General features: G+C 34.7%; 15 protein-coding genes. All 15 read left to right on the forward strand.

Going from position 1 to position 21,758, the window contains the following annotated elements; all coding sequences use genetic code 11:
• The first annotated feature begins 2 nt into the window (after window positions 1-2).
• Entirely contained in the window at window positions 3-2,582 is a 2,580-nt protein-coding gene (locus AXE80_RS03290) for a GH116 family glycosyl-hydrolase (RefSeq protein ID WP_068824465.1), read from the forward strand.
• Between the two features lie 6 nt (window positions 2,583-2,588).
• Window positions 2,589-3,638 (forward strand): family 43 glycosylhydrolase, encoded by a 1,050-nt coding sequence (locus tag AXE80_RS03295; protein ID WP_169816806.1) that lies wholly within the window; start codon window positions 2,589-2,591, stop codon window positions 3,636-3,638.
• A gap of 2 nt (window positions 3,639-3,640) precedes the next feature.
• Entirely contained in the window at window positions 3,641-6,181 is a 2,541-nt protein-coding gene (locus tag AXE80_RS03300; RefSeq protein ID WP_083194529.1) for a GH116 family glycosyl-hydrolase, read from the forward strand.
• Window positions 6,182-6,186: 5 nt separating this feature from the next.
• Window positions 6,187-6,843 (forward strand): SGNH/GDSL hydrolase family protein, encoded by a 657-nt coding sequence (locus AXE80_RS03305; RefSeq protein WP_068824466.1) that lies wholly within the window; start codon window positions 6,187-6,189, stop codon window positions 6,841-6,843.
• Between the two features lie 51 nt (window positions 6,844-6,894).
• Complete coding sequence (locus AXE80_RS03310; protein ID WP_206208139.1) at window positions 6,895-8,253, forward strand: sulfatase family protein; 1,359 nt, start codon at window positions 6,895-6,897, stop codon at window positions 8,251-8,253.
• Window positions 8,254-8,267: 14 nt separating this feature from the next.
• On the forward strand, window positions 8,268-9,317 hold the full coding sequence (locus tag AXE80_RS03315; protein ID WP_206208140.1) for a sulfatase family protein: 1,050 nt from the start codon (window positions 8,268-8,270) through the stop codon (window positions 9,315-9,317).
• Entirely contained in the window at window positions 9,318-9,677 is a 360-nt protein-coding gene (locus AXE80_RS14335) for a hypothetical protein (RefSeq protein ID WP_157359337.1), read from the forward strand.
• Between the two features lies 1 nt (window position 9,678).
• A complete protein-coding gene (locus AXE80_RS03320; RefSeq protein WP_068824468.1) occupies window positions 9,679-11,097 on the forward strand; it encodes a sulfatase family protein in 1,419 nt (472 codons plus the stop codon).
• 59 nt (window positions 11,098-11,156) lie between these two features.
• Entirely contained in the window at window positions 11,157-12,581 is a 1,425-nt protein-coding gene (locus tag AXE80_RS03325; protein WP_068824469.1) for a sulfatase-like hydrolase/transferase, read from the forward strand.
• 94 nt (window positions 12,582-12,675) lie between these two features.
• Window positions 12,676-14,202: a sulfatase family protein gene (locus AXE80_RS03330; protein ID WP_206208141.1), complete on the forward strand. Its 1,527-nt coding sequence runs from the start codon at window positions 12,676-12,678 to the stop codon at window positions 14,200-14,202.
• A 10-nt stretch (window positions 14,203-14,212) separates the two neighbouring features.
• Window positions 14,213-15,727 carry a sulfatase family protein gene (locus AXE80_RS03335; protein ID WP_083194534.1) on the forward strand — a complete coding sequence of 505 codons (1,515 nt, stop codon included), beginning with the start codon at window positions 14,213-14,215 and terminating at the stop codon, window positions 15,725-15,727.
• Window positions 15,728-15,752: 25 nt separating this feature from the next.
• On the forward strand, window positions 15,753-17,048 hold the full coding sequence (locus AXE80_RS03340; protein WP_206208142.1) for a DUF6786 family protein: 1,296 nt from the start codon (window positions 15,753-15,755) through the stop codon (window positions 17,046-17,048).
• 8 nt (window positions 17,049-17,056) lie between these two features.
• Window positions 17,057-18,655 carry an alpha-L-fucosidase gene (locus AXE80_RS03345; protein WP_083194537.1) on the forward strand — a complete coding sequence of 533 codons (1,599 nt, stop codon included), beginning with the start codon at window positions 17,057-17,059 and terminating at the stop codon, window positions 18,653-18,655.
• Window positions 18,642-20,078 (forward strand): carboxypeptidase-like regulatory domain-containing protein, encoded by a 1,437-nt coding sequence (locus AXE80_RS03350; protein ID WP_068824470.1) that lies wholly within the window; start codon window positions 18,642-18,644, stop codon window positions 20,076-20,078. The genes AXE80_RS03345 and AXE80_RS03350 overlap by 14 nt, the downstream gene beginning before the upstream one ends.
• A gap of 172 nt (window positions 20,079-20,250) precedes the next feature.
• Entirely contained in the window at window positions 20,251-21,741 is a 1,491-nt protein-coding gene (locus AXE80_RS03355) for a sulfatase (protein ID WP_068824471.1), read from the forward strand.
• The last annotated feature ends 17 nt before the right edge of the window (window positions 21,742-21,758 follow it).

The following is a 21,758-nucleotide window of genomic DNA, read 5'->3' on the forward strand; positions in this document are numbered from 1 at the left end:
TTATGAAATTTTTAAATATAAATACCATTTTTTTAATGGTGGTAGGAGTTTTGAGTGCTCAAGAAACTAACAGTGATTGGCCTGTATTAAAAACTTACGACCAAGAGCATATTCAAAAAATTAAAATGCCTGTAGGAGGTATTGGTACAGGAACGGTGTCTTTTACGGGAAGAGGTTCTTTAGAAGATTGGGAAATTATGAATCGTCCGGCAAAAGGGTTTAATCCTACTTTAGAAAATTGGGGACCAGTGAAAGAAAAAGGACCCTTTTTTGCCATTTTTATGGAAGATGAAGATGGAAATAAACAAACCCGTTTGTTAGAAGGAATGCAAGATGAAGCAACTTTTGAAGGGACTTGGGGAGCTACTTCTAATCAACATGGATTACCACGTTTTAATAATACCACTTTTAAAACAGCCTATCCTTTTGGCCAAGCTTATTTAAGTGATAAGGAGGTACCAGTAGCTGTGGTGGTTGAGGCATTTAATCCATTAATTCCAGGGAATATAGATGATAGTAGTATTCCTATAGTTATTTTAAATTACAAAGTAAAAAATACAAGCAATAAAGACTTGTCTATTTCTTTAGCAGGATCCATTCAAAATTTTATTGGTTTTGATGGAACTAGAGGAAAAGCTATCAAAAACATAAATACCATTCGTGAAGAAAATGAGTTGAAAGGAATTCATTATACCAGTAATGGAGTAGACCCTAAAAGTGAACAATGGGGAACCATGAGTTTTGTTTCTTTAAATAAAGGAGAAACAACTTACCGTACTGCTTGGCAAAAAAAGACGAGTAGATGGGATAAAAAAAGATTAGACTTTTGGGATGATTTTAGTGAAGATGGAATTCTTGAAAAAAGAGAAAATAAGAATGCAAATGCCCCTATGGGATCTTTAGCGGTAAAGACTACTTTAAAAGCAGGAGAAGAAAAAAACTTTCGTTTTTTAATAAGTTGGCACTTTCCAAACAGACAAACTTGGGATAAACCAGGATTTCAGAAACACATAAAAGCAACCGTTGGTAATTATTATACTACAAAATATGCCGATTCTTGGGAGGTGATTACCAAAACAATTCCACGTTTAAAAACCTTAGAAAATAGCACTAAAGCGTTTGTCAATTCGCTTATCAAAAGTGATATTCCAGAGGAAATTAAAGAATCTGCATTATTCAATTTAGCACATTTAAGAACGCAATTGGCTTTCCGTATTAAGAGTGGACAACTGTTAGGTTGGGAAGGACTTTTTGATACTTATGGTTCTTGCTTTGGTTCTTGTACACACGTTTGGAATTACGAACAAACTACTGCTTTCTTGTTTGGTGGATTGGCAAAAACCATGAGAGAAGTAGAGTATAAATACGCTACAGATAATGAAGGGTTGATGAGTTTTAGAGTGTATTTACCTTTAAAAGAAGGAAATAAATGGGGAAAAGCAGCTGCTGATGGACAAATGGGAAGCATTATGAAGTTTTATAGAGATTGGCAACTGTCTGGAGATGATGCTTTTTTAAAAGAACACTGGCCAAAAGTTAAAAAATCATTAGAATTCTGTTGGATTCCTGGTGGTTGGGATGCTAATAAAGACGGTGTCATGGAAGGTTCTCAGCACAACACCATGGATGTTGAATATTTTGGGCCTAATCCACAGATGGGATTTTGGTATTTGGGAGCTTTAAAAGCCTCAGAAGAAATGGCAAATTATTTAGGAGATAAAACCTTTGCTAAAACTTGTAAAAAATTATACCAAAAAGGATCTAAGTGGATGGATAAAAATCTATTCAATGGTGAATATTACGAGCAACACATAGAGCCACCTATGTCGGCGGATAAGGTAGCTCCATCATTAATGGGAATTACAACGGGGGATAAAGCGATTGATTTAACCTCTCCAGATTTTCAGTTAGGTAAAGGAGTGTTGGTAGATCAATTGGTGGGGCAATTTTTTGCGCACTTGGTTGGCTTAGGGTATTTGGCAGATGAAAATCATATTAAGACCACATTAAAGTCTATTATGAAATACAACTATGTAGAGAATATGGCTTCACATGCTAATTTCCATCGTTCTTATGCTTTAGGGAATGAATCTGCTTTGTTAATGGCAGCGTATCCTAACGGAAGACCAGTAAAACCATTTCCGTATTATACAGAGGTAATGACAGGGTTTGAATACACAGCAGCTATTGGAATGTTACAAGAAGGTTTAACAGAAGAAGGATTGTTGTCTATTCGTAATATTAGAGATCGTTATGATGGTAAAAAAAGAAGTCCGTTTAATGAGGCCGAAGCTGGACACCATTATGCACGTAGCATGGTAGCTTGGGCAGGTGTGTTGGCAACTACAAAATTCCATTATTCTGCAGTAGAAAAATCTATGAGTTTTACTTCTAAACCTGGAACTTATTTCTGGAGTAATGGTTATAGTTATGGAACTTGTGAGGTAAAAGAAAAAGAAGTGAACTTAACGGTTCTTTCAGGATCATTGGAATTAGCACAATTCTCTTTAGAGGGTGTTGGAACTAAAAAAATAAAAAATCAAACTATAAATTCAGGAAAGTCAATCAACATAAAACTATAAATGGAAATGAAAAATAATATTAAAAGAGCATGTATTTATTTACCAATAGCTATGCTATTAATAGTGGTGTTGAGTGCCTGTGGGAGTAAAAAAGTTCAAAAATCAGAAACTAAGACAGGAACTACTCAAGAAGTTAAGCATACAGAAAAAGTAAGTTTTTCTTATTCAGAAATAGAAGGAATAGGAAAAGATCCTGTTTACAACAGAAGAGATCCAAGTGATATTATTAAAGTAGATAACAAATACTACATCTGGTACACTCGTATGGACAAGCCCGTAAGATCTGGTTATTGGGGAACTATTTGGTATGCTACCTCAGAAGATGAAGGACATACTTGGCAAGAACAAGGTATGGCATTAGGTTTAGGTAAAGAGGGAGCTTTTGATAGTCATTCAGTTTTTACGCCAAATATTTTGGCTTATAAAGGGAAATATTATATGTATTACACAGGAGTACAACCCACTCCAGGAAATCCAGATAAAAAATTTGAAGGAAATAGTACTACAGATTTTACAGCCATAGGTGTAGCGGTAGCAGATAGTCCTGAGGGACCTTTTAAAAGACCTAAAAACAATGTGGTAATTGCTCATAGTGAGGTATCGTCAGATTTTGATAGTTATCGAGTGGATGATGCAAGTTTATTAGTGAGAGACGGAAAAATTTGGTTGTATTATAAAGGAAGATGTATAGAACATGGTAAAAAAGGTGCACATCACACTCAAATGGGAGTTGCAATAGCAGACAATCCAGAAGGACCTTTTAAAAAGTATGATCATCCTTTAATAGAAAAAGGTCATGAAGTATTGATATGGAATCAAAATGGAGGAGTAGCTTCTTTAGCTTCATTAAGCAAATCCATTCACTGGGCTAAAAACGGTTTAGATTTTAGTCCTGTTGCAAAAGAATTAACTACCATTCCTATGGCTCCAGGTTTATACAGACCACACTTAGAAGATGGAAATACAGCAAATGAGGTTCCAGGTTGGGGAATTTGTATGAGACAGAGTAAAGGAGAAGCACATTTGTTTAGATATGAAATGAAACACCTAGATTAAAAATGAAACATATACATCTATTCATCATTGTAGTTTTAGTATTTACTTATGCCCAAGCTCAAGAAAATCAATGGCCTGTATTAAAATCTTACGATCAGGCTCATACAGATAGAATTGCCATGCCTGTTGGAGGTATTGGTACAGGAACCGTTTCGTTAACAGGAAGAGGTGCTTTAGAAGATTGGGAAGTAATGAGTAGACCAGCAAAGGGATATCAACCTAAATATACTGGAGTAGAAGTAATAAATAGAGCTCCTTTTTTCTCTATTTATTATAAAGAAGCACAAAAAGAAGTAAAAGCCTTGCTATTAGAAGGACCTGTACCTACTAAATATGATGAAGGTTATTATGGATCTAAGGCACCTAATCATGGATTGCCACGTTTTGCAGAAGCTACTTTTCAAACTGCTTATCCATTTGGACAAGTGTTGTTAAAAGATAAAGAAGTACCTGTACAAGTAACTGTTGGAGCATTTAATCCTTTAATTCCAGGAAATGTAGAAGATAGTAGTTTACCTATGGCTGTTTTAAGTTACAAAGTAAAAAACACCAGTAGCAAACCTATTACCATTTCTTTAGCAGGTAACATTCCAAACTTTATAGGATTTGATGGTAAAGAGGGTAAATCTTACCAAAATATAAACACCTATAAGTCAGAAAACGGCATCAAAGGAATCCACTACACAGCAGGTAAAGATGTAGATAAAGAAAGTATGCAGTGGGGAAGTTTTAGTTTAACCACCAATAGTATTGGAGAAGTATCTTACAGAACCGCATGGCAGCCTGGAGAATGGGGAAATAGTACGTTAGAGTTTTGGGATGATTATACGGATGATGGATTGTTAGAGGAAAGAACATCTAAACAAAAAAATAACATGGGATCTTTAGCGGTAAAAACAACGCTAGCTCCTAACCAAGAAAAAGACATTCGTTTTTACATTACTTGGCATTTTCCAAATAGAGCCGCATGGAGAAACGATAAAGAAAACGTTGGGAATTATTATGCAACACAATTTAAAGATTCTTGGGAAGTAGCACAAAAACACGTGGCTAGAATTCCTGAATTAGAGCAAAAAACAAAAACGTTTGTCAATGCATTTATCAATAGTGATACTCCTGAAATTATAAAAGAAGCAGCCTTGTTTAACTTGGCACATTTTAGAACTCAGTTGGCATTTAAAACCAAATCGGGATATTATTTAGGATGGGAAGGAATAAAAGACAATGAAGGTAGTGGAGACGGTACCTGTACACATGTTTGGAATTATGAGCAAACCATTCCTTTTTTGTTTGGTGATGTAGCTAAAAATATGAGAGAGGTAGAATTTCAATATGCTACCAATGCACAAGGCTTGATGTCTTACCGTATTCATTTGCCATTAAAAACCAAAGGAACCAATTTTGGATTGGCAGCTGCTGATGGGCAAATGGGAAGTATTATGAAGTATTACCGAGAATGGCAACTTTCTGGTGATGATGAATTTTTGAAAAAGAATTGGAGCAATGTTAAAAAAGCAATGGAGTTCTGTTGGATTCCTAAGGGTTGGGATCCTGATAAGGATGGAGTGATGGAAGGAAGTCAGCACAATACCATGGATGTAGAATATTACGGACCTAATCCGCAAATGGGACTTTGGTATTTAGGAGCCTTGCGTGCTACCCAAAAAATGGCTAGTTATTTAGGAGATAGAAAATTTGCTAAAACATGTGAATCTCTTTACAAAAATGGTTCTCAGTGGATGGATGAAAATCTTTTTAATGGAGAATATTATGTACAAGAAATTGTACCACCTATGCACGTAGACAGTATTGCTAAAGGATTGATTCGTGTAAAGAGACGTTTGGTTGCAGATGATCCACAGTATCAATTAGGAGAAGGAGTTTTAGTAGATCAATTGGTAGGACAAGTGGTGGCTCATATTTTAGATTTAGGATATTTGGTAGATAAAGAAAATATCAAAAAAACCAACGAATCTATTTTAAAATACAATTATAGAGACAACTTAATGAAGCATCCAAATTTTATGCGTTCGTATGCCTATGGTAACGAATCTGCTTTGTTAATGGCTGCTTATCCTAACAAAAGACCTAAACAACCTTTTCCATATTATACAGAGGTAATGACGGGGTTTGAGCATACTGCAGCTGTAGCTATGATTTACGAAGGTCAAGAAGCAGAAGGATTAAAAACCATTCAAGATATTAGAAACCGTTACGATGGTAAAAAAAGAAATCCGTTTAACGAAGCGGAATTTGGACATCATTATGCACGTAGTATGATGGCTTGGGCAGGTGTGTTAGCTACTTCTGGTTTCCATTATTCAGGAGTAGAAAGGTCAATGGAATTTACAGCTAAAGCAGGAATTTATTTTTGGAGTAACGGTTATAGCTGGGGAACATGTGAGGTTAAAAATAAAGAAGCAATTGTAACTGTACTTTCAGGAAAATTAGAATTAAAACGTTTTACACTAAACGGAATTGGAACTAAAAAGTTTAGAAGAAAAGTAATTGATACAAATAAAAGTTATACGATAAAACTATAATAAACATGAAAAAAATAACCAAAATATTAATGCTATCTATTTTTGTAATTACAGCGATAGCTTTCAGTAAAAAGAAACAAAAAGTATTAATTGTAGGAGACTCTATATCCATTGGATACACACCTTTTGTAAAAGAAAGTTTAAAAGAGGTTGCTGAGGTTGTACACAATCCAGGAAATGCAAAACATACGGGTAATGGATTAAAACATATTGAAGATTGGATTGGGAATGAACAGTGGGACATCATCCATTTTAATTGGGGATTGTGGGATTTATGCTATAGACACCCAGATTCTAAAGTACAAGGGCAAAGAGATAAAGCCAATGGAACCATTACTTTTTCTATAGAAGATTACGAGCGTAATTTAAGAGCCATTGTTAAAAAAATAAAACAAAAATCTAATGCCAAATTAATTTTTGTAACTACCTCTTATGTACCTACTCAAGAAGCAGGAAGATATGTAGAAGATGCTATTAAATACAACAAAGTAGCACGTAAAGTAATGCAGGAAAATGATATCGAAATTAATGATATCTATAAAGTTTCTAAAAAAATACATCAAGAATACGGAAAAGGAAATGATGACGTGCATTATACTCCAAAAGGGTACGAAGAATTAGGGAAACACATTACCAAATTTCTAGAAAAAGAACTGAATTAGATGAAAATAAATTATCCGTTTTTACTATTCATAATACTAGTAAGTAGTTATATGTTTAGCCAGAAAACAACTAATAGCAAACCTAATTTGGTCATCATTTTTACAGACGATCAAGGGTATGGAGATTTACGTTGTTTTGGTGGCGAACATGTTTACACTCCTAATATTGATAGAATGGCAAATGAGGGAGCAAAGTTAACTAGTTTTTACATGGCATCTCCTTTATGTACTCCTTCAAGAGCTGCATTAATAACGGGTTCTTACCCTAGAAGAGTAAGTATGGAGCCACCTTCTAGTTTAGCCGTAGATTTGCCAAATGTTCCTAAAGGGAAAAAAATTCCTGTTTGTTTGGCTGCCGATGGAAATGGATTAAACCCTAATGAAGTTACACTTGCAGAAATAGCAAAATCCGTAGGGTATAGTACCGGAATGTTTGGAAAATGGCACTTAGGAGATCAACCTGAATTTTTACCTACTAAACAAGGTTTTGATGAGTTTTTTGGTTTGCCATACAGTCATGATATTTCACCAAAACATCCAAGACAACAATTTTTTAAATTTCCATCACTTCCTCTTTTAGAAGGTGAAAAAGTAATAGAATTAGATCCTAACAAGGATAATTTAACCAAAAGAGTTACGCAAAGAGCTGTTCAGTTTATTAAAGAACACAAAGATGAAAACTTCTTTTTATACGTGCCACACCCAATTCCGCATGGACCTGTAGCAGCTTCTAAAGAAATTAAAAAGGAGTATGCAAACTTGTTAAAAAGTGGTGTAAAAGCTGATGATAACATATACTCAACGGCTATTTATGAAATTGATTGGTCGGTAGGACAAATATTAAAAACCTTAAAAGAACAAGGAATTGATGACAACACTATTGTGCTATTTACGAGTGATAACGGTGCTGCCAACAAAAGAGGTTCTACCAAACCTTTAAGAGGCCATAAAGGACAAACTTTAGAAGGGGGAATGCGTGTGCCTGCAGTAATTCGTTGGCCAGCAAAAATTAAAGCTGGAATTGAAATTGATGAATTATTAACAAGGATGGATGTGCTGCCCACTTTTGCAAAATTAATAGGAGCCACATTGTCTAAATATACCATTGATGGAAAAGACATCATGCCAGTGCTTACTACAGACGCAAAAACACCCCATGAATATTTCTTTTATTCGCATTGGGGAACTTTAGAAGCGGTAAGATGGGGAGATTGGAAACTGAGAATTGTAAAAGGAGAAGCAGCGCTTTATAACTTAAAAACAGACATTGCAGAAAAGAACAATGTAATAAATCAGCATCCTAAAATAGTAGCACATTTAAAAAAAGAGATGCAAAAATTTGAAAAAGAAATGGATAAAAATGCACGTCCTGTTGGGCATGTAGAAAATCCTAAACCATTAACAAAATAATACATTTAAACATGATGAAAAAGTTCATTTTATTTAGTTTATTGATGTTGTCTTTTAGCTCTTGTATGGCTCAAAAGGAAAGTAGCAAACCTAATTTTATCATCATCTTTACAGACGATCAAGGGTATCAAGATTTGGGTTGTTTTGGTTCTCCAAACATTAAAACTCCTAACATAGATCAAATGGCATCTGAGGGAATGAAGTTTACGAACTTTTACGCTCAAACCGTTTGTGGACCATCAAGAGCGGCATTAATGACGGGTTCGTATCCTATGAGAAATGCACGTAATGACAATGGAGATAACCCACATCCTAAATTGGCATTAAGTGAAGTTACCATTGCTGAGGTGTTAAAACCTGTAGGTTACAAAACAGGTATGATTGGAAAATGGGATTTGGCAGGACATAACCCAGAAAAATTTAATCCAGATTTATTACCCATGCATCAAGGTTTTGATGAATCTTTCTTAACTCCAGGAAGTAACGATGCAAGGGTGCACTTAATCAGAAATAACAAGTTGGTAGAAAAGAATGCAGACATGTCTACATTAACAAAAAGATATACTAACGAGGCTATTAGTTTTATCGACAAAAACAAAAAACAACCTTTTTTTCTATATCTAGCGCACACCATGCCACATACCAAATTAGCTGTTTCTGATGAATTCAAAGGAACATCAGAAGGAGGTTTGTACGGTGATGTTATTGAAGAAATAGACTATAATGTAGGTAGAATTTTAGATCATTTAAAACAAATAGGATTAGATGAAAATACCTATGTAATTTATACAAGTGACAATGGGCCTTGGTGGATTAAAAAAGATCATGGAGGACATGCAGAACCTTTAAGGGGAGCAAAAACATCGGCTTGGGAAGGCGGATTTAGAGTTCCTGCCATTATACGTGCACCAGGAAAAGTGCCAGCCGGAAAAACGTCAGAAAATATAGTAGCCACTATAGATTTGTTACCAACCATTGCAAAAATTGCTGGGGCAACAGTTCCAAAAGATAGAGTGATTGATGGGGTAGATGTTTCAGAAATTATTCATGGAACATCAACGTAATTGGATAGACCATTTTTTTACTATCAACATCATATTTTACGTGCTGTTAGAAAAGGGAAATGGAAGTTACATCTAGCTCATGAATCTTATCCAAAATCTATAGTTTCTAGAAAATGGCCAATTCATAGTGCTCCAAAAGATAGAGAATTATTTACCAAACCAATGCTTTACAATTTAGAAACAGATATTGCAGAAACTACAGATGTTGCTGATGAAAATCCTAAAGTGGTTACAGAATTACTGAAACTTTTAGATTGGGCAAAACAAGACATTGGGGATATAAATAAACGTGGAGAAAATGCAAGGCCACTTGGAAACGAACCTTATCACACACCAAATAACCTAATTCCAATAAATTAAAATGAAAACTAAAATTTATCAATTTATTGTTTGTTGCATCTGTTCGGCATGTTTTACTTGGGCTCAAGAAAAACCAAACATCATCATTTTATTTGCTGATGATTTAGGGTATGGAGATTTAAGTTGCTATGGAGCACAAGATGTAAACACTCCTAATATTGATCAGTTGGCACAAGAAGGATTACGGTTTACCGATTTTCAGGTAGCATCATCCGTTTGTAGCCCCTCAAGAGCAGCATTGCTTACAGGTCGTTATCCTATGCGAAACGGATTTCCTGTAGCTCAAGGAAAAATAGAGAAACACAAAGATTATGGTTTACATCCTGATGAAATGACTATTGCCGATGTGCTTTTAAAAGAAAAGTATGCAACATTAGCTATTGGTAAATGGCATTTAGGGTTTAATGAAGGACATCAACCTATAGATCATGGTTTTCAGCATTTTTATGGATTACAATCTAATTGGCATACTAGTCATCCTGACTTAGATGATGTTTATTTTGATAGAAAAGTAGTAAAAGAAAATGTGGTTTTTGAAACCTTAATAGGAGATTATACCAATAAGGCCATTGAGTATATGGAAGAAAATAAAGAAAATCCTTTCTTTATATATTTGGCTTATCATTCGGTGCATTCACCCATCAAACCTAGCAAGGAATTTATAGGAACGTCAAAAGGAAGTTTGTACGGAGATTATGTTCAGGAGTTGGATTACTATGTTGGTAGATTAACCCAAGCACTTGCTGATAAAAAATTAGATGAAAATACCATTGTTATTTTCTTGTCAGATAACGGTCCCGCTATTTGTCATTTTGGAGGTTCGGCAGGACCTTTAAACGGAGGGAAATATACGACTATGGAAGGTGGTTTCCGTATTCCGGCCATTATCAAATGGAAAGGAAAATTTGCAACAGGAGTAAATGATACTTTTTTATCATCGATGGATTTATTACCAACATTGGCTTCTTTGGCTGGAGCAGAACTTCCAAAAGATAAAGTGATTGATGGAAAAGATATTACTTCTATTTTAAAAACAGGGAAAGGAACCTCTCCACACAAATATGTGTACTACTATAATGGAATCAACTTACAAGCTATTAGAAAAGGAAAGTGGAAATTGCATTTACCTAGAACTTCAGAAGATCAACCGTTTTGGTCTAAAAATAAAAACGAAAAGCCATTTAACGGGAGTAACTTAAAAAATATTGGATGTAGAGGATTAATCGCTTTAGGTCGTCCGTTATTATTTGATTTGGATCACGATATGGGAGAGTTAACAGATGTTTCTAAAAAACATCCTGAAATTGTAAAAGAATTGCTAAAAGAAGCAGAAAGAGCAAGAAAAGAACTGGGAGATATTGATGTGATAGGAACAGATCAAAGAGTGCCTCCGTTTGAAAATATTCAAGAAAAAAAATAATACTGAAGATGTTAATAAAATTCAATTCCATAAAAAACATATGCTCATTAGTTACTTGCATGTTTCTGTTTGGTTATACCTATGCCCAAAAACCAAATGTTATAGTAATTATGGCTGATGATTTGGGTTATGCAGATGTAGGTTATAATGGTTGTAAAGATATTCCAACACCTAATATTGATAAACTAGCTAAAAATGGAGCAATTCTTACATCGGGTTATGTGTCAGGACCAATGTGTGGACCTTCACGAGCAGGATTTATAACAGGTAGAATGCAATCTTCTTTTGGATGGTATGGAAATCCAGGAACACCATTAGATGAACAACAAGGCTTACCAAACAATGTTAGTACTGTTGCTCAATATATGCAAGAGCAAGGTTATGTAACAGGGGGAGTAGGAAAATGGCATATGGGAACCGCTCCTCATCAACATCCCAATAACATGGGGTACGATGAATGGTATGGTTTTTTAAGTGGTGGACACTTATATTATCCCATGGATCATCCATCCTACAATGGGAAGTACCTCAATACTCCAAAACCGTGGATAATGAGAGAGATGCATCATACTTTGCCAATTATACATAACAATCAACCTGTAGAATGGAATCAGTATTTAACTCATGAGTTAACAGACCAAGGCGTGAATTTTATTGATAAAAATAAGAACAATCCTTTTTTCTTATTTATGTCTTATAACGCTCCTCATGAATATTTAGAAGCACCAGAAGAAACGATAGCCATGTTTCCTGAAGAAAAAATGACTGAGATTCCAGGCGTGAAACCTGAAAAACGTTCTGTTTATGCTGCTATGACTTATGAATTTGATAAAGGTGTTGGAAAGCTAATTGCAACTTTAGAAAAATTGAATCTTACAGAGAATACTATTGTTTGGTTTTTAAGTGATAATGGAGGCATGAAGCGAACTAGTGATAATAGACCTCTAAAAGGAGCAAAATGGAGTAGTTATGAGGGAGGGCTTCGTGTACCACTAGTAGTAAGCTGGCCTGGTAAAATTAAATCAGGTAGTGTTCTAAATGCTCCTGTTACCACATTAGATATTGGAGCTACATCGGTAGCATTAGCAGGTGGTGATATTTCTAAAAAGGAATTGGACGGAAAAAATATCACAGCTTATATTACAGGAGAAACTAAGGAAGAACCTCATGAGGAATTGTTTTGGAGAATCGGTAGAAATTACAAAGAAAATAGTGGTGTTCTTAGAGTGGGAGACTATAAATTGATTGTAAACAACAAGAAAATAGAGTTGTTTAACTTAAAAGAAGACCTTTCTGAAACTACAGATTTATGTGAAAAACATCCAGAAATAGCTCAAAAAATGCTAACAAGGTGGAAAACATTAAATCAATCGAGTCAACCACCCCTTTGGCAACCTCTAAGTAAAAAAGAGGAATTATCAGATGAATACCAATACAAAGATTACGAATGGCTGAAGGGAAGCCCGCATTACAGAGTCAACTAGAAATTCAAAATAAACTAAATTGTAAGATATGACTATGAAAAACAATGTTTTTTTTACACTAAAACTAAGTGCCTTATTAACGTTATTGTGCTCTATGGGCACTTTAGACATTGAAGCACAAAACAAACCCAACGTCGTTTATATTTTAGTAGACGATTTGGGTTATGGAGATTTGGGTTGCTACGGAGCTACCAAAGTAAAAACACCAAATATTGATAAACTGGCAAACGAAGGAAAAATGTTTACCGATGCCCACTCAGCATCTGCAGTATGTACACCTTCTCGTTATGCTTTATTAACAGGACAATATCCAATAAGAGGAAACAACGGAAAAGGAATTTGGGGACCAGCTTCGGTACCATCGGAATTATTAATTAACACCGAACAAATTACCATTGCAGATGTGTTTAAAAATAGTGGATACAATACTGCCGCTTTAGGAAAATGGCATTTAGGTTTTAAAAAGGGAAAAAATGATTGGCAAGAACCTTTAAGTCCAGGGCCTAACGATTTAGGTTTTGATTATTATTATGGAGTGCCATTAGTAAATAGTGCACCCCCTTATGTGTATGTTGAAAATACACATGTAGTTGGAGGAGATGCTAAAGATCCTTTGGTTTTTGTAGGTAAAGGAAAAGATAAAGAGGTTACTCCAATCACACCTATTCCGCCAGAAGCGTCGCAAAGAACTGTTAATATGTTTAAAGGTGCTGTTAAAGCACACAAGTTATATAACGATTACACAGTAGGTCAAGTATTGGCTGGTAAAGCAGTGGATTGGATTACGGAAAAAACAACCAACAATAAAAAGAATCCGTTCTTTTTATACTTTGCTACTACTCATATCCATCATCCTTTTACACCGGGAACTAATTTTCAAGGAAAGAGCGATGCGGAACTTTATGGAGATTTTATTCAAGAGTTAGATTGGATGGTTGGACAAGTAACTTCTACCTTAGAACAACAAGGCGTTGCAGACAATACTTTAATCATTTTAACGAGTGATAATGGAGCCATGTTAAATTTAGGAGGGCGAAATGCTGTAAAAGCGGGACATAAAATTAATGGTGATTTGTTAGGTTTTAAATTTGGTGTTTGGGAAGGCGGACACAGAATTCCATTTATTGCCAAATGGCCTGGAAAAATAAAACCAGGAACCGTGTCTGATCAATTGATTTGTAATGTAGATATGTTGGCTACGTTTATGGCAATTACAGGACAAGACCCAAACAGTTTGGATAATTCAGATAGTATAAATGTATTACCTGCATTTATTGATAATCCTAGTGAACCTATTCGAAATGAATTGCTTCTTGCTCCTTATAAGGCTACACATTTATCACTTCGTAAAGAAAAATGGATGTACATTCCAGCAAAAGGAAGTGGTGGATTTCATGGATCCAAACCAAATCATCACGCATGGGGTGGAGCACCAGCAGTAAATTTTGTAGGAGGAAAAAATAGCGAAATGGAAAACGGAAAGCTGAAAGAAACTGCTCAAGTTGCTCAGTTGTACAATTTAGAAAAAGATAAATATCAAACCACAAATGTGTACAGTCAATTTCCTGAAGTAGTTAAAGAAATGGAAGCCATTTTAGACACATATAGACCTAAAAAATAACAAAGAAGATATGAGGAAAATAGTTCAAAAATTTATGCTAGTCCTAGTTTTATTAGTCTTTGGAATTAGTATATCATCAGCACAAGAAAATAATTTGAAATCAGGTAAATGGGATATAACTCGTCCTAATATTGTCTACATTATTTGTGATGATTTGGGTTATGGTGATGTACATGCACTAGCCCCTAAAACTTCAAAAATGATGACGCCTAATGCTGATCAGTTAGCAAGTGAAGGTATGGTTTTTACAGATGCACATTCAGGTTCTTCTGTTTGTACACCTACTAGATATGGAATCATGACAGGTAGATATAGTTGGAGAACTAAATTACAAAGTGGAGTAGTACAAGGATATCGAGATAATTTAATTGTAGAAAACCGTCCTACAGTAGCAAATCACCTTAAAAAGTTAGGATATCATACTGCAATTATTGGAAAGTGGCATATGAATTTTAACTATTTAAACCCTAATACAGGAAAATTACTTGAGAAACCTAAAAACAAGAAAGGCTTTAAAGCCCCTATTGGTACTATAATCCCAGATGGACCTATTACCAGAGGGTTTGATTATTTCTATGGGATACATCATGCAGGAAGTATGAAGGAAATTATAGAAAATGATAAGGTGATTAAACATGAAAACGAAATCAATTTTTTGCCTTCATTAACAAAGAATTCGGTAACATACATCAACGAAAGGGCTAAAGATAAAAACAAGCCTTTTTTCTTATATCTTCCTTTAGGTTCGCCTCATACACCTATAGTTCCTTCTGCGGATTGGCAAGGAAAAAGTGAATTAGGTGCCTATGGTGATTTTGTTATGGAAACTGATAATGTGATTGGTGAAGTTTCTAAAGTCTTAGAAAAAAATGGTTTATCAGAAAATACGTTAATTATTTTTACTAGTGATAATGGAGCCTCTAAAGCTGCAAATATTCCAGCATTGGCAGAAAAAGGACATTATGTTAGTGCACATATGAGAGGTTCTAAAGCCGATTTATGGGATGGTGGACACAGAATTCCTTTTATTGTTCGTTGGCCAGTTTTGGTAAAAGAAGGAACTAAGTCTAAAGAATTAATTTGTTTAACCGATTTGTTTGCAACCATCTCCGAAATTACCAATACATCACTTCCGGTAAATGGAGCAGAAGATAGTTTTAGCTTTTTACCAGCTTTAAAGGAAAAACCTATTAACTCAGAGCGTAAAGGTGTTATTCATCATTCAATAAGTGGTCATTTCGCTTACAGACAGGGTAAATGGAAGTTACTTTTAGCAAAAGGCTCTGGTGGTTGGACAGCTCCAAGAGAAAATGAAGTAGCAGAAGATGCTCTAGTAGCACAGTTGTATAATTTGGAAAAAGATCCTAGTGAGACAACAAACTTATATGACACTGAGCCAGAAATTGTAGAACAACTTTTAAAAGATTTAAAATCAGATATCTATTCTGGAGCTACACGTAATGGAACGGTTATTAAAAATGATATAGATAATATCATACTGTGGAAAAGTAAACACGATAATTAAAAGATATTAAACAAAAATTTCATCAATGAAAAACAAACATACATTCACTATTCAAAAATTAGGAATTCTAATCTTATCATTAGGATTGATGACTTCTTGTAATTCTAAAAAGAAGGCAGAAAAAGATAATAAAACTACGGATACAGAACATCATCAAAATAAATCCATTAAAGGAGCTACTTACGGTGATGATGTGCGTTTTATGAAATATTATATAGAATTGATTGAGTTAACGGATGCTAACCATCAATCTAAAGTAGCTGTTACTGCTGCTTTGCAAGGTAGAGTAATGACAAGTTCTGCTTTTGGAGACGAAGGAAGAAGTTATGGATGGATTAATCGTGAGTTGTTTGAGTCTAAGGAGATTCAAGAACACATCAACGTATATGGAGGAGAAGAACGTTTTTGGTTAGGGCCAGAAGGCGGACAATACTCTATCTTTTTTAAAAAAGGAGCTGAGTTTACCTTAGAGGATTGGTACACGCCAAAATTGATAGATTTAGAGCCTTTTGATGTGAAAAATGTATCGGCAACTTCGGCTACGTTTACTAAAAAAGCTTCTTTAAAAAATTATTCAGGTTTCCAGTTTGATATGGAAATAGAAAGAGAAGTGGCTATTCTTTCTAAAGATGATATTCAAACAGATTTAGGCTTGCAAACTCTTTCAGAAAATTTAAAAACTGTGGCATATCAAACTACCAATACATTAACCAATATTGGTAAAAAAGAATGGAAAAAAGACAGTGGTTTGTTGTCCATTTGGTTGTTAGGTATGTTTAATCATTCCCCAAACACTACTATTGTCATTCCTTATGTACAAGGAGATGATGCTGAATTAGGGAAAGTCGTAAACGATACGTATTTTGGAAAAGTTCCATCAGATAGGTTGGTAGTTAAAGAAAATGCCATTTTCTTTAAAGGAGATGGAGAGTACAGAAGCAAAATAGGTTTGTCTCCAATGCGAGCAAAAAACATTGCAGGTTCTTACGATTCGGCAAACGGAATTTTAACCATAGTAAAATACAACAAACCTAAAAATGTTACAGATTATGTAAACTCTATGTGGGAAATTCAAGAAGAGCCTTTTAGCGGTGATGTGATTAATGCTTATAACGATGGAGCTCCAGAGCCAGGAGCTAAGCCATTAGGGCCTTTTTATGAGTTAGAAACGTCTTCTCCTGCACTGGCATTAAAACCTGGTGAAAGCGGTACACATATTCAAACCACTTATCATATAGAAGGAAATGAAACAACTTTAAACCCTATGGTAAAAGAACTTTTTGGAGTGACTATTAACGAAATAAAAACGGCTTTTAAATAATAAAATTGATGAAAAGAAAATTAAAAAAATCAGTTGTACTCGCTATAAGTACTTTGATGTTGTTGTCATGTAATTCACAATCAAAGAAAAAAGAAACGACTCAATTGCCATATGATGGTAGCTGGGAATCACTCCAAAAAATGCCAGTACCCAATTGGTTTAACGATGGTAAAATAGGAATCTTTATCCATTGGGGACCTTATAGTGTTATAGGGCATCGCAAAGGAGGAAGAGGTTATGCAGAGCATACGCCTAAATTGATTTATAAAGATTCAACCTATTATTATCCTTACTTAAGAGAACGTTGGGGAGCAGCACCACCAGAATTTGGTTATAAAGATATTATTCCAGAGTTTAAAGCAGAAAAATGGAATCCGGAGGAATGGGCAGAATTGTTTGCAGAGGTTGGAGCAAAATATGTAGTGTTAACAGCAGAACATCACGATGGTTGGGCCAATTGGGATTCTGATTTGACTCCTTGGAACGCTGTGGATAAAGGACCTAAACGAGATTTGGTAGGAGATTTAGGAAAAGCGGTTAAAGCCCAAGGTTTAAAATACGCTCCATCTTATCACAGAGAACGTCATACCAGTTTTTTTACCAAGCAACAATATAAAGTACATGCACAAGCTCAAGATGATATTTTAGAAGAAATTAAAAGAAATCCTGAAGCAGAGTCGTTGTATGGACCTTTTGGATTTAGCAAACAAGCTGTTGATGAATATGTGGCACGATGGAAAGAAATTCAAGACAAATATCAACCTGACTTTTTATGGATTGATGACATTCCAATTTTTACAAGAGATGGAAACAATACACAAGTAGAACCTAAAGTATTTAAGCCAGAAATTCAATATTACTACGACCAATGTAGATTGATGATTACGGACTTTATGAACAATGGAGCCCAAAATAATCAAGAGGTTTATGTAAATAACAAAGGGAAAAATAGAAACTGGCCAGATGGTATTGGTTGTTTAGAAAAGGACAACTTAAAGTTAAAAGTGATTGGGCCTAAATGGCAAAGCTGTACTACGTTTGGAACTTCTTTTGGGTATTTAGAAAACGATACTTACAAAACGGTTGAAAGTGTTATTCATGAAATGGTAGAAGTCATAAGCCGTAATGGAAACTTTTTAATTAACATAGGGCCAAAGGCCGATGGTACTATTGTTCCTGAGCAAGAAGAACGATTAAGAGCCATGGGGAAATGGTTAGCGACCAACGGAGCTGCTATTTATGGAACGCGTTATTGGAAAGAAAATCATCAAAAAAATGGAAACTTAGCTTTTACCACCAAAGGAACAAAATTATATGCCATTGCTTTGGATAAGCCCGTGAATCCAATTTTAATAGAAGCCACCAAAGGTTGGACAAATAAGGATGTAAAATCGGTAAAGCTTTTAGGAACAGATGCTGAGGTTTCTTGGAATCTAACCGCTAATGGTTTAGAAATCATCCCACCATCAGATTTAGGAAAAAGCGAATATGCTTGGTCTTTTGAGATAGAAACAAACACCAATCAGCATACACCAAACGCTATTCAAAACGATGCAAGTAAAGCACTAGAAGGAACTAAAAAAGTAGATTTAGATGGAAACCACTAATAAAAACAATAATTTAAAAGTAAAGTATCAGTTTTTTAAAACAATATTATTAGCCCTTTCTTTAAGTATTGTTTTTTCTAATAATGCTTTTGCGCAATTTGAAAATAAAACAACCATTATTGGTTGGGTTACAGATGTACAAAATAATCCTTTAGATGGGGTTTCTATTCAAGCCAATGGAGAAGGTGCTAAAACAAAATCTGATGGAAAATTTGAATTGATACTGCATAAATCACATTCAAAAAAACTAGAATTGCTTATTTCAAAACTAGGATTCAAAGAGCAGAAAATAAAAGTAAATACATCAAAATTAGCCAAAGATTTAAAAATTCAATTGGTTTCTGATGGAAACAAACTGGCTAAATACCAAATAGAAAAAGTTAGCATAGAACCCGAAGTGCTTTCTGTTATGAAAGAAAAATGGGGAGAAAGTTTTATACATGCTCAATATCCTAAGCAATTTTTAAATAACATTATTACGCTAACTCCTGGGGAAGATGTGCAAACAGCCATTGATAAAGCTCACGAAAGCGGTGGCGGAATTGTATACTTAACAGAAGGAATCCATACTACAGATGATTTAAAAATTAAAAGTAAGGTAACACTTTGTGGAGCAGGAAGAAGTAAGACCATTTTAAAACACACGGGTAACGGACATTTTATGAGTCAGGCAGCACAAAAACTTACCGATATTGTGTTTAAAGACATTACACTACAAGGAGGAGAGCATACAAAGAGTGGACTAGGTTTACGTGGACAAAATGATGATAGGCATGAACGTTTTATGTGGCAAAATGTTAACATTACCGGTGTTAATTCTCATGGAATTGGTATTAGTCGTGTGAACCATATTGTTATGGATAATAGCCATTTTCAGAACAATGGACTTAAAGGTAGTTTGCATCATAATGTGTACTTTTTGTTTGTGAGCTATGTATTGCAGTCGGATTGTGATATGTCTGATCCTGCTGAGGGTAAATCGAATAAATATACTTCTACATCACATTTATTAACACAACGTTGTGTAATGAAAAACGGAAAAGGAAATGGAATTCAAGCCGATAATGATCAAGGAGGTTATTTGTTTTTTCACAAACATCATTTGTCTGGTTTTGCTCGTGTCGCCATGTGGTTTCCTTGCGAAGAATATTATAACAAGTTTCAATACACTGAAGACCCAAAATGGGTGCCTCAAAATGTTATTTTAAACCGTTGTGAAGTCATCAATAATGGTTACGGAGCTATGTGGAGAATTGTAAGGGGAGAGTCCAACGTCATCAATAGTTATTTTGATAATGAAAAAATAGACATGGGCTTATTAAAATGCGATGTAAAAATGGATAAAAAGAGCGTATTTAAAAAAGGCAATGAGTTTTATGAAGATGTAAAAGAATGGCCAAAAGATTTAAAATTACTAGGGTAATTATATACGAAGTAAATGTTTGTTGGAATACATGAAATTACTCGTCACCCTGAACTTGTTTCAGGGTCTCATTATAAATAGTTGTTTAAAATAGTATGAGATGCTGAAACAAGTTCAGCATGACATAAACACAGCGTTTGTTTAAAATGCAGACAAATCAAATTAAATATAAATGAAAATTAAAAGCATATTTGCTGTTATAATAAGTACTTGGTTTCTATCCGCTTGTGCACAAGAGAAAAAGCCAAACATCATTTTTATCATGGCCGATGATTTGGGTTGGCAAGATGTAGGTTTTATGGGGAGCCAATGGTTTGAAACTCCTAATTTAGATGCTTTGGCTAAAGAAAGTATGGTGTTTACAGATGCATATATGTACCCAACTTGTTCGCCTTCTAGAACAGCTTTGTTAACGGGGAAGCAGTCTTTTAGAACGGGTGTTTACAATGTACCTGTATTAGAAAAAGGAGATGTTGAACACAACATTTTTTCACGTTGGACAGTAGATTTAGAACACACCATGTATGCACAACCACTTAAAGAAGTTGGGTACACATCTATCCATTTAGGAAAATGGCATGTGGTAGGACCTAATCCAAAGGAAGAAACAAATTATCCATTTAAAAAGCCTTTAAAACAACCTGCTAACGGAAGTTTAGATTGGTTACAAGAACATCAATCAGCAGAAATTCAACAATATTACCCTATTGGAAAAGGGTTTGATGAAAATGTTGGAGGTACTTGGTGGGGAGATCCTGCTCGTGGATACAAAAAAGGGTATAAAGCAGAAAGTGGTGGTTACAAAGCACCGTTTAAAAATCCGTTTATAAAAGATAAAAAAAAGGATGAATGGTTAACCGATAGATTAACAGATGATGCGATTGACTTTATCAAAAGAAATAAAAACGAACCCTTTTTTGTGAATTTACATTACTATGCACCACACCGACCAACGGTACCTAGAAGCAACGAGCAATATCAAAATTTTTTAAATAAAACTCCAGATGTTGTAACAGGACAAGGAGAAAAACGCTTGGAAGAAATAGCAGGTTATGCTACGATGATTGCTGCTATTGATGAAAACGTAAAACGTATTTTTGATTATTTGGATGAACAAGGTTTACGAGAAAATACCATTGTAATATTTACATCAGACAACGGATTTAATGGCTTGCAAAGTAATACAAATAGTTTAAGAGGAGCCAAAGGAACTATTTACGAAGGTGGCATTCGTGTACCTGCTTTTGTGAATTGGAAAGGAAAAGTAAAGGCTGGAATTTCAGAAACGCCTATTTGTGGAATGGATTATTTTCCAACCTTTTTGGATTTAGCAAACATAAAAGATTATAAGGGAGTGTTAGATGGAACTTCTATTCTTCCCGTGTTAAAAAACAATTCGTTTAAAGAAAGGCCTTTGTTTTGGCATTTGGCTAGTACTTATAAAAATCCGCCATGTTCTATTATTAGAAAAGGAAATTGGAAACTGATTCAGTTTTTAAACGATGGAAAATTAGAGTTGTATAATTTGAAAGACGATTTAAAAGAAACTGAAAATTTAGCAGATATAAACAAAAAAATAAGCTCTGTATTATTAAAAGAACTTACCGAGTGGCGTAAGAAAAACGATGTTCCGTTGCCACCGGCATCAATATTAAAATATTAACAATATTAATTTTACAA

This window comes from Wenyingzhuangia fucanilytica, assembly GCF_001697185.1.
In the GTDB taxonomy this organism is placed as follows: Bacteria; Bacteroidota; Bacteroidia; order Flavobacteriales; family Flavobacteriaceae; genus Wenyingzhuangia; species Wenyingzhuangia fucanilytica.

Coding starts and splice junctions, on each gene's coding strand:
- AXE80_RS03340 (WP_206208142.1), top strand. CDS start 15,753: ATGAAAAACAAACATACATTCACTATTCAAAAATTAGGAATTCTAATC.
- AXE80_RS03290 (WP_068824465.1), top strand. CDS start 3: ATGAAATTTTTAAATATAAATACCATTTTTTTAATGGTGGTAGGAGTT.
- AXE80_RS03305 (WP_068824466.1), top strand. CDS start 6,187: ATGAAAAAAATAACCAAAATATTAATGCTATCTATTTTTGTAATTACA.
- AXE80_RS03335 (WP_083194534.1), top strand. CDS start 14,213: ATGAGGAAAATAGTTCAAAAATTTATGCTAGTCCTAGTTTTATTAGTC.
- AXE80_RS03325 (WP_068824469.1), top strand. CDS start 11,157: ATGTTTCTGTTTGGTTATACCTATGCCCAAAAACCAAATGTTATAGTA.
- AXE80_RS03295 (WP_169816806.1), top strand. CDS start 2,589: ATGAAAAATAATATTAAAAGAGCATGTATTTATTTACCAATAGCTATG.
- AXE80_RS03310 (WP_206208139.1), top strand. CDS start 6,895: ATGTTTAGCCAGAAAACAACTAATAGCAAACCTAATTTGGTCATCATT.
- AXE80_RS03330 (WP_206208141.1), top strand. CDS start 12,676: ATGGGCACTTTAGACATTGAAGCACAAAACAAACCCAACGTCGTTTAT.
- AXE80_RS03345 (WP_083194537.1), top strand. CDS start 17,057: ATGAAAAGAAAATTAAAAAAATCAGTTGTACTCGCTATAAGTACTTTG.
- AXE80_RS03320 (WP_068824468.1), top strand. CDS start 9,679: ATGAAAACTAAAATTTATCAATTTATTGTTTGTTGCATCTGTTCGGCA.
- AXE80_RS03315 (WP_206208140.1), top strand. CDS start 8,268: ATGAAAAAGTTCATTTTATTTAGTTTATTGATGTTGTCTTTTAGCTCT.
- AXE80_RS03300 (WP_083194529.1), top strand. CDS start 3,641: ATGAAACATATACATCTATTCATCATTGTAGTTTTAGTATTTACTTAT.
- AXE80_RS03355 (WP_068824471.1), top strand. CDS start 20,251: ATGAAAATTAAAAGCATATTTGCTGTTATAATAAGTACTTGGTTTCTA.
- AXE80_RS03350 (WP_068824470.1), top strand. CDS start 18,642: ATGGAAACCACTAATAAAAACAATAATTTAAAAGTAAAGTATCAGTTT.